The following is a 16,133-nucleotide window of genomic DNA, read 5'->3' as shown; positions in this document are numbered from 1 at the left end:
GGCGTAGGCTGAGCCATCGACGACGTTGCGTGGAAGGCGGAGAGCGGTGGAGATCATCGAGGTAAGCCCCCGCGACGGCCTGCAGAACGAGGCCGTACTCGTCTCCACTGAGGACAAGATCACGCTGATCGAGCGCAGTATCGCCGCCGGGCTGCGCCGGATCGAGGCGACCAGCTTCGTGCATCCCAAGCGGGTTCCGCAGATGGCCGACGCCGAGGCCGTCATGGCCGGTGTTCCGCGCCGCGCCGACGTCTCCTACATCGGCCTGGTGCTCAACCGCCGAGGTTTCGACCGGGCGATCGCCGCCGGGGTGGACGAGGTGAACTGCGTGGTCGTCGCCTCGGAGACCTTCAGTCAGCGCAACCAGGGCATGTCGGTCGCGGACTCGGTCCGTACGGTGCGCGACCTGGCCGACGACGCCCGCGCCGCCGGCGTCGCGTTGTCGGTCACGATCGCCACGGCGTTCGGTTGTCCCTTCGAGGGAGAGGTGCCGGAGGCGACCGTGGTTGACCTGGCCCGGCAGGTGGGGGAGTTCGGGGTGGACGAGATCGCGCTCGCCGACACCATCGGCGTCGGCGTCCCCACGCAGGTGGCCCGGCTCGTGGCCGGTGTCGGGGCCGTGGCACCGGGTGTCCGGTTGCGCTGCCACTTCCACAACACCCGCAACACCGGGTACGCCAACGCGGTCGCGGCGCTGGACGCCGGGGTGACGGTGCTGGACGCCTCGACCGGCGGCATCGGCGGCTGCCCGTTCGCACCTGCCGCGACCGGCAACATCGCGACCGAGGACCTGGTCTATCTGCTCGACCGCAGCGGCGTGGAGTCCGGCGTCGACCTGCGGCAGCTGATCGAGACCGCCGACTGGCTCAGCGGCGTGCTGGGTAGCACCGTTCCCGGTCAGCTCGCCCGGGCCGGCGTCTTTCCCGGCTGAGTCGGCGGGCACAGGCTCCGACAGCGGCGAGCATCGGCTCCGGCTGAGTCGGCGAGTACCGAGGTCCGGTGGCCGGGGTTCGTGCGCACTTTCCGGCGGGCGATGACTGCTGTCGAACGGCTCGCCCGAGGCGTTGACGGTACGCCGATCTATGGAAACACTGTTACTTCCATGGAAACGCTACTGGAGTGCCGGAGGTGGGCGTGCCGACCACGATCGTTGTGGGTGCCGGGCCGGGCGGCCTGGCCTGCGCCATCGCCGCCGCCGACGCGGGCGGCACCGTGCTGCTGTTGGAGAAGGCACCGGACGTCGGGGGTGCCCTGCCGTACTCGGGTGGGCACCTGTCCGCCGGCGGCTTCTCGTTGCAGCGAGCACGGGGCATCAGTGACGACCCCGAGCGGCACTTCGACGACATCTGGCGGATCAGCCGGGGTACCGCACGGTCCGACCTGACCCGGCTGACGCTGCGCGAACAGCCGGCGGTGCTGGAGTGGCTGCTCACCGCCGGGCTCACCGTCGATCCGGATACCCCCCGCATCGTGTACGGGCACGAGCCGTACCGCACGCCTCGGACCATCCACGCCACCACCGCCCCCGGCGGTCCGGCGATCCTGGCCGCGTTGCGCCCGATGCTCGACGCACATCGGGCCGCCGGCCGTATCGACCTGCGCTGCGGGGTACGTGTCACCGAACTACTGACCGAGGGCGACGCGGTGGTCGGGGTGGGTACGGCCGACGGCACGCGGTGGTGGGCCCCCGCCGTGGTGCTCGCCACCGGCGGATTCGGGTACGCGCCGGAGCTCTTCACCGAACTGGAGGGCGCCCCGCTGACCACCTCGGCGGCACCCACCTCCACCGGCGACGGCCTGCTCATGGGCCGGTCGATCGGAGCCGGCCTGCAGGGCCTGGGCCGCTATATTCCCACCTTCGGTGGACTGCCCCCGATCGACGGCGACCTTCGGGTCGACTGGGTGCACCGGCCGCACCTGGTGGCACCGGAGCGGCCGCCCTGGGAGATCTACGTCGACCGGGCCGGGCGGCGGTGGATCGCCGAGGACGAGCCCAGCATCGACCACAAGGAGCGGGTACTGACCACAGTCGACCGGATGACCTTCTGGACGGTCTTCGACGCCCGGGCGTTGCGGGAGTCGTACCCGATGGTGCACGGCTGGAGCCCGGCGGAGCTGGACGCCCGCTGCGGCCGGCGTCGGGGCGTACACCGGGCGTCGGGATTGGCGGAGCTTGCCGGGCTGGCCGGCATAGACCCGGCGGGGCTCGCCGCCACGGTGGCCCGCTACAACGGTTTCGTCGCCGACGGCCGGGATGCGGACTTCGGGCGGGCGTACCTGCCGGGGCCGATCGTCGAGCCGCCGTTCTACGCCCTGGAGAACCATCCGGTCACCCTGATCACGTTTGCTGGCCTGGATGTGGACGAGATGCTGGGGGTCCGCCGCGCGGACGGCGCGACGATTCCCGGCCTGTACGCCGTCGGCGAGGTGATCGGCTCCGCCGCTGTCAATGGCAACGCGTTCTGCTCCGGTATGTGCCTGACGCCGGCCATGGCCTTCGGTCGGCTGGTCGGGCGTCGCCTCGCGCGGACCGCGAGCTGAACCGGACTCCGCCTGGCTGTCCATGACAGGCGCGTGCCCGGACCGGTTCAGTGTGCGAAGGCGAAGCCTTCCCCGCGCAGCTTGCCGGAGCTGATCGGCATGAACGGGGTCCTGATCTCGCCCCGGTAGGTCAGTGCGGGCCAAGCCCCGGCGGCGCAGAGTTCGTCGAGGACAGCCTGGTTGGTCTGCGGTACGACCGCGTCCGGTACCGCGTTGAACACGCCGGTGAGGTCGTGGCTCACCACGAAGTCGAGCGCGGCGGCGGCGTCGCGGTAGTCGATCCGGTAGTGCAGGGCTTCGGCCGAGAACGGCACGCTGCCGCCGAGCATCTCGTGGGCCAGCTTCACCCGGGTCGGATAGTCGAGGTCGCGTGGATGCCCGTAGACGTCGGGGATCCGCAGTACGGCACCGCGCGGGGCGGCCAGTACGGCGTCCTCGGCGGCGACGAAGTTGCGGGGGGAGGCGTCCGGGTCGTCGGTGACCGGGGTGGCCTCGTCGACCAGCGCACCTTGGCCGGCCCCGTAGACCGACACCGAGCTGGTGAAGACCACCCGGGGGTGCACGACGGCGGCGGTGCGCGCGGACGCGGTGAGCGTGTCGGCGTACTCGGTGATGCGCTGGCCGGCGTCGAAGGCGCGGGCGATGCGCGGGCTGACGGTGAGCACGACCGCGTCGGCGTCCCGGGCGGCCCGCTCGACGGCCGCGCGGTCGCTGCCCCGTAGGACCGTCACCTCGGTGCAGACGGGTGCCAGCTCGGGCACCCGATCGGGGGAGGTGGTGGTACCGACCACGTGGTGGCCGGCCTCGACCCAGCGCCGGGCCAGCTCCATGCCGACGTTGCCACAACCGATGATCACGTAACGCACTCGAACCTCCCTAAGGGAAACGCCGTTTCCACTCTGCCCCATCTCCGGTCCGCTGCCAAGGCCGTCTCGCGAAACCTGTGGATGGCGCTGTGCTGCTCGCGGGATCGATCGAATCGGTCGGCGTCAAATCGCCTGTCGGGCTATTGACAGGAGGGTGGGCTGGCTGCCTTTATGAAACCTATCCAGTTTTGGAAACCATTGTTTCCACTGGCGAAACAGTGGTCAGGGGTGCACCGTTCCCCACGGGAAGGAGAGCGGGACCGCAATGGGTTTGTTCAGAACTACGGCTACAGCGGCGGTGGTGGCGGCGTTGGCCGCCATCACCACCGCGGTCTGTGTGTCCCCCGCGCAGGCGTACGGCCCCACCCCGGGCAACCTGGGCTGCCGGCTGTACTTCAACGATGCCGGTACCGGCAGCTCGCCGACCAACTGGGACGACACGTACGGGCTCACCCAGACGCCGGCAACGCCGAGCCCGGGGCAGACCGTGACGGTCACCTTCACCGCGGCGGCCGGTCCGCTCAACGGCCCGGTCGCCATCAACCCCGGTGACGTGCCGATCGTGGTGGAGGCAGTACTGGGTGGCTCGCAGAGCGGCTCGGTCACGCTCAGCCAACCCAACTACCCCGCCGGTCCGATCCCGGGTAACGCCCGAACCGGTCCGATCACCGCCACCGGCACCTACGTGGCCGGCGCGACGGGAGCGGCGACGCTGACCGTCAACCGGGTCATCCTCGACAACCCGGTCGCCAAGACGTACTGCTCCGCAGAGGGCGACCGGGACCACAAGGCAGCACCGGTCCCGACCCACATCGTGGAGAGCTTCACCGTCTTCGGCGGCACGGTCTCGGTCACCTCGGTGACCGGCCAGACCGTGACCGGGTATGCCCGGGCCGGCAACGTCATCAACTACGCGGTGAGCGGCCTCGCGCCGTCCACCGCCCTGACCGCGACACTGCGCGCCGCCGACGGCACCGGCACGCCCGAAGGCTCCGGCACGGGCACGACCGACGCCGCCGGTGCCGGCACCGGCACACTCACGGTGCCCAGCGGGGCCACCTCGGGGGCACGTACCCTGGCGGTCTCGGACGGGACCAACACGGTCTCCGTCCCGATCACGATCCTCGGTTCGCCGAGCATCGCGATCACCCCCAGCGGTGGCGGCTCCGGCACCGTGGTGGCGGTCACCGGCACCAACTGGAACCCGGGCAGCACGGTCACGATCGGCGGCTACAAGGCACTCACCGGCCCCCCGCCGCCGCCCGCGACGAGCGACCCGGCAACGACGGCCACGGCCGGCGCCAGCGGTGGAATCAACGCCACCTTCACCGTCACGGACGCCACCACCGCGTACATCGGCGCGCAGTCCGGCGCCCTGTTCGCAATCTCCGCCTGGACAGCATCGGCTGACTCGTGCGTTGCCAAGACCGGCTCCGCCACGACCGGCAGCTGCATCCTGTCGTACAACCTGTCGGAGACCGTGACCGCCGGCAACCTGTCGATGGCTCGCGCCGCCGGCAGCGGCAACATCACGTTCGCCGGCGTCACCGTCGGCGGCACCGTGCAGACGACGACGGGCAGCCTGTCGACCGTGACGGTGGCCGACTACCGGGGCAGCACCTTCGGGTGGAGCCTCGTCGGCACGGTCACCGACTTCACCGGCACCCCCGGCGGAACCATCGCCAAGAGCAACCTGTCCTGGACACCGGCCTGCGTCGGCACCGCCGGCGCGACCAACGCGGTTGCTGCGGTGCCCGGCACCCCGGGCACGGTCGACGGGGCGACGCTCTGCTCCGCACCGACCAGCGCCACCGGTACGGGCGGCAGCTTCGACGCCGCAGCCGGACTGACCCTCTCCGTGCCGGCGAACCAGCTCGCCGGTACCTACGCTGCGACCCTCACGCTCACCCTGAGCTGAGGACCGCCTCGACGTGGGGCGGTCGGTCGAGCCGGCCGCCCCACATCGACCAGTCGAAGGGTGCAACCGCGTGTGTCACCCCCTCTGGCCGCGTCGCCTCCGCACCGGTGTGGCCGCCCTCGCCGCCGCTTTCGCCGCTGTCGCGTCGACCGTCGTTCCGGCCGGGCCGGCCACCGCCGCGGACAACGGCGAGTGGGCCGTCATGCCCACCCCGCCCGCCAACGCCGGGCCCGCCCCCCGGCTCTACTTCTTCCTCGAATCGCCCGCCGGCCGGACCCTCACCGACTCGGTACGGGTGATCAACCGCACCGACACCGAACGCACCTTCACCCTGTACGGCGCGGACGCCTACAACACCGCACGCGACGGCGGATTCGCACTGCGCCGGCTCGACGAGAAGCACTCGGACATCGGGGTGTGGACGGCGGTCGGTGCCCGTACGGTCGTGATCCCGCCCAAGGCGCAGGCCGACATCCCGTTCTCCATCACCATCCCGACCAACGCCAGCCCCGGCGACCACGTCGGCGGCATCGTCGCCATGGAGGCCGTCCCGGGCGGTCGGAGCGAGCAGAACGGCGTCGCCGTCGCGGTGCAGCGGGCCGTCGGTGCCCGCATCTACCTGCGGGTGGCCGGGCCCGAGGTGCCCGGCCTCAACCTCGCCGACCTGGATCTGACGCACCGGACACCGTGGCTGCCCACACCGGTCGACGGTGCACTGGAGTACACCCTGGCCAACACCGGCAACCTGCACCTCGCCCCCACCATCACGGTCACCGCCGCCGGCCTGTTCGGACATCAGATCCGCCAACGTGGCGCCACTCCACAACTCGACCTGGTGCCGGGTGCCGAGGCGCGGATGCGTGCCCAGTTCACCGGGCTGTGGCCGGTCGACATCGTTACCGCCACCGTGACGGCGAAGGCCGACGGTGGCGTGTTGACGGTGCGGACCACCCGTACCGTCGTCGTCTCCTGGACCGGCCTCGCCGTACTCGCCGCGCTGATCGCCGCCGGGGTCGTGGCCTGGCGTAGGCGCCGCCGCACCGAGGCGGCCCGCCCCCGGGGCGTCCGGCGCGTCCGCACACCCGCGGAGGTCGGATGACGAGGATCGTGCGTACCCTGACCGCCGCCGTGTGCGGGCTGGCCTGCGGGCTGGCCGCCGGGCTGGCACTGCCCACCGGTCCGGCGTGGGCCGCCGAGCAACTCACCCTCGCCGCCCCGGCGGCGGCCCCGGGCGACCAGCTCGGGGTGACCGGCAGCGGCTGGCCCAGCGGCGCACTGGTCCAGCTCGTCACGTGCGGGCAGCTTGCCATCGCCGGCTCGGCCGCCTGCGACATGCGGGCCGCTCTAGCCGTCCCGGTGCGCCCGGACGGCACCTTCGCGGTGCAGTTCGTGCTCAGCGCCCCGCCGGTGCCCTGCCCGTGCGTCGTGCACGCCACGCTGGTCGGCGGTACCGCGCGCGGCCAGGCCGACGCGCCACTGGGACTCACCGGACACCCCATGGGGGAGACCCCCACAGCCGCAGCCGCCCCGGTCCGGCTCGACCTCGTCGAGGCGAGGATCGTCGGCCGGCAGGGCTGGCGAAGCCTCTTCGGCGCGGCGGCGACCCGAACCTTCGTCTACACCGTCCACAATCCCGGGCCGCAGCCGCTGCCCAACCCGCCGCTCAACGTCCAGTTCGGTCGCAGCGGCGGCGGCGACCGGGTCAGCACACCCGGCACCGGCGACATCCGGCCGGGCGAGACGCGCACCTACCGGGTGCCCGTGACCACCCCGTTCGCCGCCTTCGGCCGGTACACCGTGCGGGCCGACCTGGGCGGGTTCAGCCCGGCCGAGGTGACGTTCCGCAAGTACCCGTGGGGCCTCTTCGGGCTGCACCTGCTCGGCGCGGCGATGATCGTCGTGGGCGTCGCCCGTCGGGTTGCCAATCGTCGCAACCGTCGCAACCGCCCGCCGCTGCCCACGATGGCCGCTGCCCCGGCCGGCACGCTGCTGCCGCCCGTCGTGCGGGTCGGCTCGCTCGGGGCGTACCTCGTCTTCGACGACGCTCCCGGCGCCGGTCGGCTGCGTCGGCGGGCCCGCGCCCACCTGAGCGTCGGCGGGCTGCGGGACCTGCTCGGCGACGCCGGACTGCCGAACGGAGCCGACGCCGAAGGGCCGACCGGCACCGCGGTCATCGACCTCGCCGCCCTCGACGCGGTGCTCGCCGCCCGCCCGGGCGCGGCCTCGCTGGCCGGAGCACCCGGTGGCCACCGGAACGCCGCCGCCGTGATCGACCTGACCGCGCTCGACACACACCTCGGGAGCCCGCGATGAGCCGCGCACCTGGCAGCCACACCGCTGGTCGTCGCTCGGCCACCGGCCGGGACCGAAGCCTGACCGTACGGGCGACCGTCGCCGTCGTCGCCGCGCTGCTCGCCTTCGTCAGCTGCGGCGCGGTGCTGCCCGGCGTGGACGGCACCGACGGCACCGGTGTCGGGCCCGGCGTCACCGCCGACACGGTCACCGTCGTGTTCGTCGGTACCGACCTGACCAAGACGGGGGAACTGACCGGGTTCAACACCGCCTCGGCCGGTGACCCGGTGCGCCAGATGCGGGCGCTGGAGAGCTACGTCAACGCCAACGGCGGCATCGCCGGCCGGAAGATGCGGGCGATCTTCCGCAACTTCGAGGCGAGCGACGACTCACCGGCCGCCGAGGAGAAGCTCTGCAACCAGATCACCCAGGACGACCGGGCGTTCGCGGTCGTGCTCACCGGTCAGTTGCAGTCCAACGCCCGCCCCTGCTACGCGCAGCGGCACACCCTGGTGCTGGACGCCACCCTGATCACCATCGACCGGGCGACCAACCAGCGGCTCTCGCCGTACCTGTTCTCCCCGGCCTACCCGCTGTACGACGACTTCGTGCGCGCGTACCTGCCGGCCCTGGCCCAGCAGGGCTTCTTCGACGGGGCCCGGCAGGCGGGCATCGTCGCGGTGGACGCACCGGCCAACCGGGCGATGTACGAGCAGCACGTGGTGCCGTACCTGAAGCAGCGGGGGATCACCCCCACCGTGGCCTGGATCGACAGCACCGACCTGGGCACCCTCAACACCGGACTCAACCAGGCCGCCGTCGACCTGCGGGCCACGCGCGTCGAGCGGGTCTTCTTCCTCGGCGGGACCCGGCTGGCCTCCTTCTTCCTCACCTCGGCCAGCGCGCAGGGCTTCACCGCCCGGTACGGCATCTCCAGCTACGACAATCCCAGCTTCCTGATCGGCAACCCGGACATCATTCCGCGCGAGGCCCTGACCGGGGCGGTGGGCATCGGCTTCAATCCGAGCCAGGACGTCGCCGACCGGGAGTACGCCTTCCCGGCCACCGAGGCCGAACGAACCTGCCTGGGCATCTTCGCCGCAGCGGGGGAGTCCTTCGCCACCCGCGAGAACGCGCGCGTGGCCTTCCCGTACTGCGACGCGATCCTGCTGTTGCAGGCCGGCGCGAAGGACCTCGGCGCGGACCTCAACGCGCACCGGTGGCTGACGGCCGTCGGCAGGCTCGACACGCAATTCCAGCCGGCGACCGGATTCTCCGGACGGCTCGGCCCGGGCAGGTTCGCCGCCTCGAACGGCTACCGGGCGTTCGGCTACGACAGCGGCTGCGCCTGCTTCACCTACCGCGGGGAGGGCGTGTCCTTTGCGACCCGATGAAGACACCCGCCGCAGTGTCCCGCCAGGCACCACCCACGACGGTGCGGGGGCATGGCGTTCCCGGATCGCGGGCTGGAGCGCGGGTACGGCCGGCGGCCTACTGACCGGGGTACCGCTGCTCGGCGCTGCGGGACTCGCCCGTGGCCTCGGTGTCGACCTGACCAGCGTGCTGGCCGCGGTGATCGCCGCCGCGGTGCTCGGCGCGGCGGCGACCGTCGCGGTCGTGCAGCGGGTACCGCACCGCCATCCGGTACGGGCTGCGCTGCTCGCCGGTGCCGCGCTGGGGGCCGTGCTGCTGTTGGTCGTCCACGTCGCCGCCCCGATGCCAGGGCTGTTCGCGCTCACCGCACTCGGACTGCCCTGGGCGGCCCTGATGGTGGCCGGTCGCGCGGTCGCCGCCGGAACAGCCACCCTGCGGTACTGGCACGTGGGGCTGCTGAACGGGCTCGGCCTGGCCGCGCTGCTCGCCGGGGGCACCGGTGGCGGGTCCGGATACCACTGGGCGGCGGCGGGTGTCCTCGTGACGCTCGGCGCGCTGGCCGGGGCGACCGCCGGGGAACTACTGAGTGATGTCGGCTGGCCACCGGCGCTGCGTCCCCTGTTCGACAACGCCACCCGCCCCGCCACCGCACGTACCGCCGTGCTGGCCCAGGCGGGCCTCGGCCTGGTCGTGCCCGGGGCGTTGGTCTTCGCCACCGATGTGCTGCGCGCCGAGTTCGGTCTCGGTCCGCGCGGTGCTGTCGGTGTCGTCGGCGACGCGCTGGTCGGCGGGGCTGTACTCGCGGTGCTGCTGCGCGGCAAGTGGGCACTTCGCCTCGCCGTCGTCGCAGCTCCGGCCGGACTGCTCGCCGCCGCTGGTGCGCTGCTCGTCGGGCCCGACCCTACGGTGGTCGGCGTCGTGCTGTTCGCAGCGGGCCTGGCCGTCGCCGTCGGTGCGCTGGTCGCGCTCGCCGTCTCGGGCGAGCGCGTCGCTGCCGAGGTACTCCACCCGGATGCCCGTCCCGCGTTCGTGGCGGCGGCATCGGTGCTGTTCCTCGCCGGTGGCCTGGGCGGAGCCGGCCTGCTCACCCTCCTCGAAACCCGCTACAGTGCCGGACCGGCGTTGGTGGTGGCCGCGGCGGCGGTGCTGGTCAGCATCGGCTACGCCCGGCGGATCCGGCGTACCGCCCCGGTCGACGCCGAGCGGTTGGCCCGGGTGCTCGCCGACGAGGTGGAGGTGGCCCGGCTGGCGCACCGCGGCGTACGTCCCGCCGCCCTCTCCTGCTCCGGCGTCGACGCGGCACACGGTCCGGTCCAGGTGCTCTACGACGCGGCGGTACGCGTCGACGACGGCGAGATGGTGGCGATCTGCGGCCCGAACGGGGTCGGCAAGACCACTCTGCTGCGGGTGCTCTCCGGGCTGCACCGTCCCGCCGCCGGGGTGGTGCGGCTCGGCGGGGTCGATGTGACCACGCTGACCGCACCCCGCCGGATCCAGCTCGGACTGTCGGCTGTGGTCGGTCAGGCGGTCTTCGGCTCGCTCACCGTCACCGAGAACCTGCGCATGCACGGCTACACGCTGGGGCGGCGCAGCGACGCGGTGCACCGGGGGGTCGACGCGGCGTTCGCCGTCTTCCCGCGTCTCTACGAGCGGCGGGACCAGGTCGCCGCCACCCTGTCCGGCGGTGAACGGCAACTGCTCGTGCTCGCCAAGACGCTGATCCAGCGTCCCCGGATGCTGCTGGTCGACGAGTTGTCACTCGGCCTGGCTCCGGTCGTCGTCGGCGGCCTGCTGGAGATGCTGCGCCGGCTCAACGCACAGGGCACCTCGCTGCTGGTGGTGGAGCAGTCGGTCAACGTGGCACTGTCGCTGGCCGACCGGATCTGTTTCATGGAGAAGGGTGCGATGGTCGCCGAGCACACTGTGGGCGAACTGACCGGTCGGCCGGAGCTGGTCCGGGCCCTGATGCTCGGCGGCCACGCCCCGGCTGAGGACGTCGAGCCCGCGCATCAGACACCGGGCGGCGAGCCCGTAGTCCAGACACCGGGCGGCGAGCCCGCGTCGGAGGCCACCCGGGCGGATGGGGCGGTGATCCGATGATCGGCGGTTTCGACTTCGGCCCGGACCGCATCCTGCTGGGTCTCTTCACCGGCCTGACGTACGGGTTGCTGGCGGTCGGGCTGGTGCTGGTCTACCGGTCCAGCCGCTTCGTCAACTTCGCACACGGCGCGGTCGGAGTGTTCGGCGCCGCTGTGCTCGGCCGGCTGGTCACTGACGGTGTGCTGCCATACTGGCTCGCCCTGCCGGTCGGGATGCTCGCCGCCGCCGCGGTCTCCGGCGCTATCGAGCTGAGCGTGGTCCGCCGACTGCGGCACCGACCCCGGGTGATCGGCATGATCGCCACCCTCGGGCTGTCCCAGTTCGTGCTCGTACTCGCACTGCTGGTGAACAGCTCGGGAGCCAGCGGCCCCGCATTTCCGGTGCCGCCCGGGATGCCGTCCTTCACCGTCGGCAACACCCCGGTCGGCCCGGCGTTCACCGCGATGCTGCTGCTCACCCCGGCGCTGCTGGTCGGGCTCGCCATGTTCCTCAAGCGCAGCCGGTTCGGGCTGGCGATCCGGGCTGCCGCCGATGCCCCCGACTCGGCCACCCTCAACGGCGTCACCGCGGCCCGGATGGCGACCCTGGCCTGGTCGATCGCCGGTGCCGTCGCCGCCTTCTCGGCGATCCTCATGGCGCCGACCCAGGGCACCCAGTCGATCGAGTCGCTCGGCCCGGCCCTGCTGGTACGGGGCCTCGCCGGTGCGGTGATCGCCCGGTTCTCCTCGGTTCCGATCGCGTTCGGCGCTTCGCTGGGCATCGGGGTGGGAGAGCAGATCCTGCTCTCCGGTCGGTCCAGCGGCGGCCTCGTCGAGCTGGCCCTGGTCGCGGTCATCCTGGTCGCCCTGCTCGCCCAGCCGGTCCGGTCGCGCCGCGCCGGCGAGGACGGTGGCTGGGGCCGGATCGGCGCACCGCCGCTGCCCGCCGCGTACCAGCGGGTCTGGCTGCTGCGCAACCTGGGCCGGGTCGTCGCCGGGGTGGGCTTCGCCGTCGCCACCGTGCTGGCCTTCGTGATCAGCAACGAGACCGCCTCGGTGCTGATCGCGATCATCGGCTTCACCCTGGTCGGCCTCTCGATCGGGCTGGTCACCGGCGTGGCCGGCGAGCTGTCCCTGGGGCAGTTCGCCTTCGCCGGGATCGGCGCCGCAGTCTCGGTGCAGGTCTCCGTGCGGACCGGCAACCTGTTTCTGGGAATGCTCGCCGGCTGCACGGCGGCGGCGCTGGCCGCAGTCGCGGTCGGGGTGCCGGCGCTGCGCCTGCGCGGGCTCGCCCTCGCCGTCACCACGCTCGCCTTCGCGCTGGCCACCAGCGCGTTCCTGCTGCGGCAGGGATGGCTGCTCGGCGACGGTGCACAGGTGCCCAAGCCGCGCATCCTCGGCCACACCTTCGACCTGGCCACCGACTACTACCTGCTCGCGCTGGTGGTGCTGCTGCTCGGTCTGTGGGTGACGGCGAACCTGCGTACCGGTGCCTTCGGGCGGATCCTGGTGGCGCTGCGCGACAACGCCGACGCCGCCCGGGCGTTCACCGTCGCGGTGCCGGTGCGGGTCCTGCAGGCGTACGCGGTCGCGGGTGCGCTGGCAGGCCTCGGCGGGGCGGTGGTCGGCCACGGGCAGACCCAGCTCACCGTGAACACGTTCCCGGCCTCGGCCAGCATCGACGTCGTCGCCACCGTGGTGGTCGGCGGGATCACGCTGCTGGGCGGGCCGCTGCTCGGGGCGTTCCTGATCGTCGGCGTACCCGGGTTCCTGGAGTTGGACATCATCGGCCAGGCCGTGCTGACCCTGGCCTGGCTGGTCGTGGTGATCGCGCTTCCGGCCGGACTCGGCGGACCGGTGCTGTGGCTGCGTGACCGGATCGCCGCGTCGATCGCCCGTGGCAGCGCACCGGTACTGTCCGCCGCCGACCAGGTGGCCGGATCCGGGGCCGAACCTGAGGCCGACGAGGTGGCCGAATTCGGGGCTGCATCTGGGGCCGGGCCGTCGCCGGCCGCCGCCGGATCCGGTGGTGTGATCACGCTGCCGCCGCGCACCGTCCCGCTGCGACCGGCGGTGACCGGCGAGCCACTGCTCTCGGTGCGCGGGGTGGCCCGCTCCTACGGCGGCGTGCGGGCCGTCGCCGGGGCCAGCCTCGACGTCACCGCCGGGGAGGTGGTCGGCATCATCGGCCCGAACGGGGCCGGCAAGACCACGCTGTTCGAGATCATCGCCGGTTTCACCCGCGCGGACCGGGGTGCGGTCCGGTTCGCAGGCCGCCCCGTCACCGGGCTGTCGCCGCAGCGGCGGGCCGGTCTCGGGCTGGTGCGCTCGTTCCAGGACGCCCGGCTCTTCGCCACCATGACGGTCCTGGAGACCGTCATGGTGGCCGGCGAACGCACCGCGCCGACCAGCCTCGTCGCCGCCGCGCTCGGCGCGACCGGCCAGGACCGGGCCAAGCGCCGCCGGGCCGAGAAACTCGTCACGCTGATGGGTCTGGCCCCGCTCGCCGATCGGCTGGTCGGGGAGTTGTCCACCGGTACCCGCCGGATCGTCGAGATCACCTGCCTGCTGGCGCTGGAGCCGGTGCTGCTGCTGCTCGACGAGCCCTCGTCCGGGGTGTCTCAGGCCGACGGCGTCGCGTTGGGCGAGGTGCTGCGCCGGGTCCACGACGAACTCGGGGTCACCATGGTCATCATCGAGCACGACCTGCCGTTGCTGGCCCGGCTCGCCGACCGGCTGGTCGCGATGGACAGCGGCCGGGTCATCGCCGACGGCACCCCGCAGGAGGTCCGTACCCACCCCGACGTGGTCCGCTCCTACCTCGGCACCGACCACGCCGCCGTCCACCGCTCCGGCGTGCCTGCCCAGCGTGCGGGGGTGCTGTCGTGAGCCCAACCCGCCCCACTCTGTCCCTTGCCCGTGCCGGCCTGCGCCGAACCTGTCAGGAGATCGCCGTGCGAACCTTCCGCCGCCGGGCGCTCACGCTCGTCGTCCTGCTCGCCACCAGCTGCGGTCTCGCCGTCGTGGCGGCACCCCCGGCCGCGCTCGCCGCGCCGACCCTTACCGTCAGCGCGACCACCGGGCTAACGGACAAGCAGCAGGTCACGGTCAACGGTTCGGGCTTCACCCCGAATCTGAAGCAGATCGCCGTCGGCCAGTGCGTCGCCGGCTTCAAGGGCCCGACCGACTGCAACCTTGCTGGCGGCGCCGCGTTCGTCAACGCCGACGGCAGCGGCAAACTGCCCACGGTCACCCTGAGGCTGGCCCAGAGGTTCGGCTCGTTCGACTGCACCAAGCAGGAGTGCGTGGTCGCGGCGCAGATCCTGCCCGCGAGCGACAACGCCGACCAGGTCCAGGCCAACAAGGTCTCGGTGCCGTTGACGTTCGGCAAAGCCCCGGCACAGCCCACGCCGCCACCGGCAACCCCAACTACGGCACCGTCGCCCACGCCGGCAGCCACCACCCCAGCTTCGACCATGCCAGCAGGCGCGGCGGGTACGCCGACCCCGTCGCTGGTCAATGCCAACCCGGTGAGCGCAGGCCCTGACCGGTACGCGGTCGCCGTGCTGGTCGGCTTTGGCCTGCTGCTGCTCTGCATCGGCCTGCTCGTGCTGATCCCCTACCGGAACCGGAGGTCCTTATGACCCGACGTCGTTTCCCCGTCCGGGTGGCGGCGCTCGCGCTCGTCCCGGCGCCGCTGCTGCTGTTCGCGATCCCGGCGGCGGTCTCCGCCCGGGCGACGCTGCCGGCTGCGGCGTTCGGTCCCACGGCCGCGACGCTGGGCTGCCGGCTCTACTTCAACGACGCCGGTACCGGCAGTTCGCCAACGGTCTGGCAGGACACCTTCACGCTGACCCAGTCGCCGGCCGAGCCGACGGTCGGCGACACCGTGACCGTCACGCTCAGGGCGCAGGCTGGCCCCGACAACGGGCCGGTGGGGCTGAACGCCGGTGATGTTCCGGTACAGGTGACACTGGCCCTGGGCGGTGCCCTCTCCAGCAGCGCGACCCTGCGCATGTCCTCATACCCGGCGCAGGCCGTCGCCCCGGCGGCACCGCTGGGCCCGATCACCGCGACCGGCACCTACTTCGCCAGCTCGGCCGGAGCGGCGACGCTCACCGTCCAGCGGGTCACGTTCGCCAACGCCTCGGCGACGACGTACTGCTCGGCGGCCGGCGACCGCGACCACAAGGCCGCACCGGCGCCGACCTCCATCGTGGAAAGCTTCACCGTCGGGGGTACCGGCACCGCGACCCCGCCACCGCCGAGCCCGTCGGCATCCACACCTGCGTCGCCGTCACCGTCCGTGTCGCCGTCCACGACGGGCCCGCCGGCACCGACGAGCACCGACGAGGTCGACACTCCGGCCGAGCCGTTCGGCCCGAAGCGCGTGGAGCTGAAGTGCAAGACGCTGAGCAGCATCGCGGCGTGGTCCACCACGCACACGCTGACCATGTCGCCCAGTAACCCAGGGCGGGGTGCCAAGGTGAGGGTGAGCCTGAAGTTCTCGGCCGGCCCGAAGAGCGGACCGGTGGCGGTCGGTGCCGGTGAACTGGTGCCCAAGGCGACCGTCAAGGTCGGTGGGGTGGGCAGCGGCACCGTGAACCTGCAGGGCCCGGCGTACGGCGCGATCGGTGCCTACACCGACCTGCCCGGCGCGACGCTGACCGGTACCTACACCACCTCGCAGGCGGGGCTGGTCACGCTGACGGTCACCAACATCGTCTTCGACCACGCGCAGGTCGACACCGATTGCAACGCGGGCGCCGACCCGGTGACCGGCCCGGCGGCGACGTCGATCGTCGCCAAGTTCACGGTGAAGTCGCGGGCCGCGACCGACGACGAAACCCGTGGCGGATCGCTGCCGACCACGGGCGAGGGGGGCATGCTGCCGCTGCTGCTGCTCTGGTCGAGCGCGGCGCTCCTGCTCGGTATCGGGCTGCTCGTCGTACTGCCGAAACGTCGCGGTACCCCACAGAGCTGAGCCAACGAACAGCGCGGGCCGGGGGATCATCCCCGGCCCGCGCCGTTGCGTGTGGCCGACCGCCCCGCAGGCGATGCGGC

General features: G+C 72.6%; 11 protein-coding genes. 10 read left to right on the top strand and 1 reads right to left on the bottom strand.

Going from position 1 to position 16,133, the window contains the following annotated elements; all coding sequences use genetic code 11:
- Positions 1-46: 46 nt before the first annotated feature.
- Positions 47-931 carry a hydroxymethylglutaryl-CoA lyase gene (locus tag FHR38_RS01200; RefSeq protein WP_312881706.1) on the top strand — a complete coding sequence of 295 codons (885 nt, stop codon included), beginning with the start codon at positions 47-49 and terminating at the stop codon, positions 929-931.
- Between the two features lie 203 nt (positions 932-1,134).
- Complete coding sequence (locus FHR38_RS01195) at positions 1,135-2,541, top strand: FAD-dependent oxidoreductase (protein WP_221448873.1); 1,407 nt, start codon at positions 1,135-1,137, stop codon at positions 2,539-2,541.
- Positions 2,542-2,588: 47 nt separating this feature from the next.
- On the opposite strand, the gene FHR38_RS01190 is transcribed toward FHR38_RS01195, so the two are convergent.
- Positions 2,589-3,407 (bottom strand): NAD(P)-binding domain-containing protein, encoded by an 819-nt coding sequence (locus tag FHR38_RS01190; RefSeq protein ID WP_184532011.1) that lies wholly within the window; start codon positions 3,405-3,407, stop codon positions 2,589-2,591.
- A gap of 265 nt (positions 3,408-3,672) precedes the next feature.
- Here FHR38_RS01190 and FHR38_RS01185 point away from each other — a divergent pair, with 265 nt between their 5' ends.
- The 8 genes from FHR38_RS01185 to FHR38_RS01150 all read left to right on the top strand — a co-directional run bounded on the left by FHR38_RS01185 (position 3,673) and on the right by FHR38_RS01150 (position 16,053).
- Positions 3,673-5,325, top strand: coding sequence for a hypothetical protein (locus FHR38_RS01185; protein ID WP_184532009.1), 1,653 nt, complete (start codon positions 3,673-3,675; stop codon positions 5,323-5,325).
- 70 nt (positions 5,326-5,395) lie between these two features.
- On the top strand, positions 5,396-6,424 hold the full coding sequence (locus FHR38_RS01180; protein ID WP_184532007.1) for a WxL protein peptidoglycan domain-containing protein: 1,029 nt from the start codon (positions 5,396-5,398) through the stop codon (positions 6,422-6,424).
- Positions 6,421-7,638, top strand: coding sequence for a hypothetical protein (locus FHR38_RS01175; RefSeq protein ID WP_184532005.1), 1,218 nt, complete (start codon positions 6,421-6,423; stop codon positions 7,636-7,638). Before FHR38_RS01180 ends, FHR38_RS01175 begins: the two co-directional genes overlap by 4 nt.
- Positions 7,635-9,011: a type 1 periplasmic-binding domain-containing protein gene (locus FHR38_RS01170; protein ID WP_184532003.1), complete on the top strand. Its 1,377-nt coding sequence runs from the start codon at positions 7,635-7,637 to the stop codon at positions 9,009-9,011. Before FHR38_RS01175 ends, FHR38_RS01170 begins: the two co-directional genes overlap by 4 nt.
- Positions 8,998-11,091, top strand: a complete 2,094-nt coding sequence (locus FHR38_RS01165) for an ABC transporter ATP-binding protein (RefSeq protein WP_184532001.1) — start codon at positions 8,998-9,000, stop codon at positions 11,089-11,091. Before FHR38_RS01170 ends, FHR38_RS01165 begins: the two co-directional genes overlap by 14 nt.
- Positions 11,088-13,958, top strand: coding sequence for an ABC transporter permease subunit (locus FHR38_RS01160; RefSeq protein ID WP_184531999.1), 2,871 nt, complete (start codon positions 11,088-11,090; stop codon positions 13,956-13,958). Before FHR38_RS01165 ends, FHR38_RS01160 begins: the two co-directional genes overlap by 4 nt.
- A gap of 65 nt (positions 13,959-14,023) precedes the next feature.
- On the top strand, positions 14,024-14,713 hold the full coding sequence (locus FHR38_RS01155) for a neocarzinostatin apoprotein domain-containing protein (RefSeq protein ID WP_184531997.1): 690 nt from the start codon (positions 14,024-14,026) through the stop codon (positions 14,711-14,713).
- Entirely contained in the window at positions 14,710-16,053 is a 1,344-nt protein-coding gene (locus FHR38_RS01150; protein ID WP_184531995.1) for a hypothetical protein, read from the top strand. Before FHR38_RS01155 ends, FHR38_RS01150 begins: the two co-directional genes overlap by 4 nt.
- Positions 16,054-16,133: the final 80 nt, after the last annotated feature.

It is taken from the genome of Micromonospora polyrhachis, assembly GCF_014203835.1.
Classification (GTDB): Bacteria; Actinomycetota; Actinomycetes; order Mycobacteriales; family Micromonosporaceae; genus Micromonospora_H; species Micromonospora_H polyrhachis.
Note: the sequence above shows the minus strand (reverse complement) of the source record. Positions and strands in the feature narration are given on the sequence as shown.

Bases quoted from the DNA above. Each gene is read 5' to 3' on its own strand.
- FHR38_RS01185 (WP_184532009.1), top strand. From the start codon at position 3,673: ATGGGTTTGTTCAGAACTACGGCTACAGCGGCGGTGGTGGCGGCGTTG.
- FHR38_RS01175 (WP_184532005.1), top strand. From the start codon at position 6,421: ATGACGAGGATCGTGCGTACCCTGACCGCCGCCGTGTGCGGGCTGGCC.
- FHR38_RS01170 (WP_184532003.1), top strand. From the start codon at position 7,635: ATGAGCCGCGCACCTGGCAGCCACACCGCTGGTCGTCGCTCGGCCACC.
- FHR38_RS01160 (WP_184531999.1), top strand. From the start codon at position 11,088: ATGATCGGCGGTTTCGACTTCGGCCCGGACCGCATCCTGCTGGGTCTC.
- FHR38_RS01150 (WP_184531995.1), top strand. From the start codon at position 14,710: ATGACCCGACGTCGTTTCCCCGTCCGGGTGGCGGCGCTCGCGCTCGTC.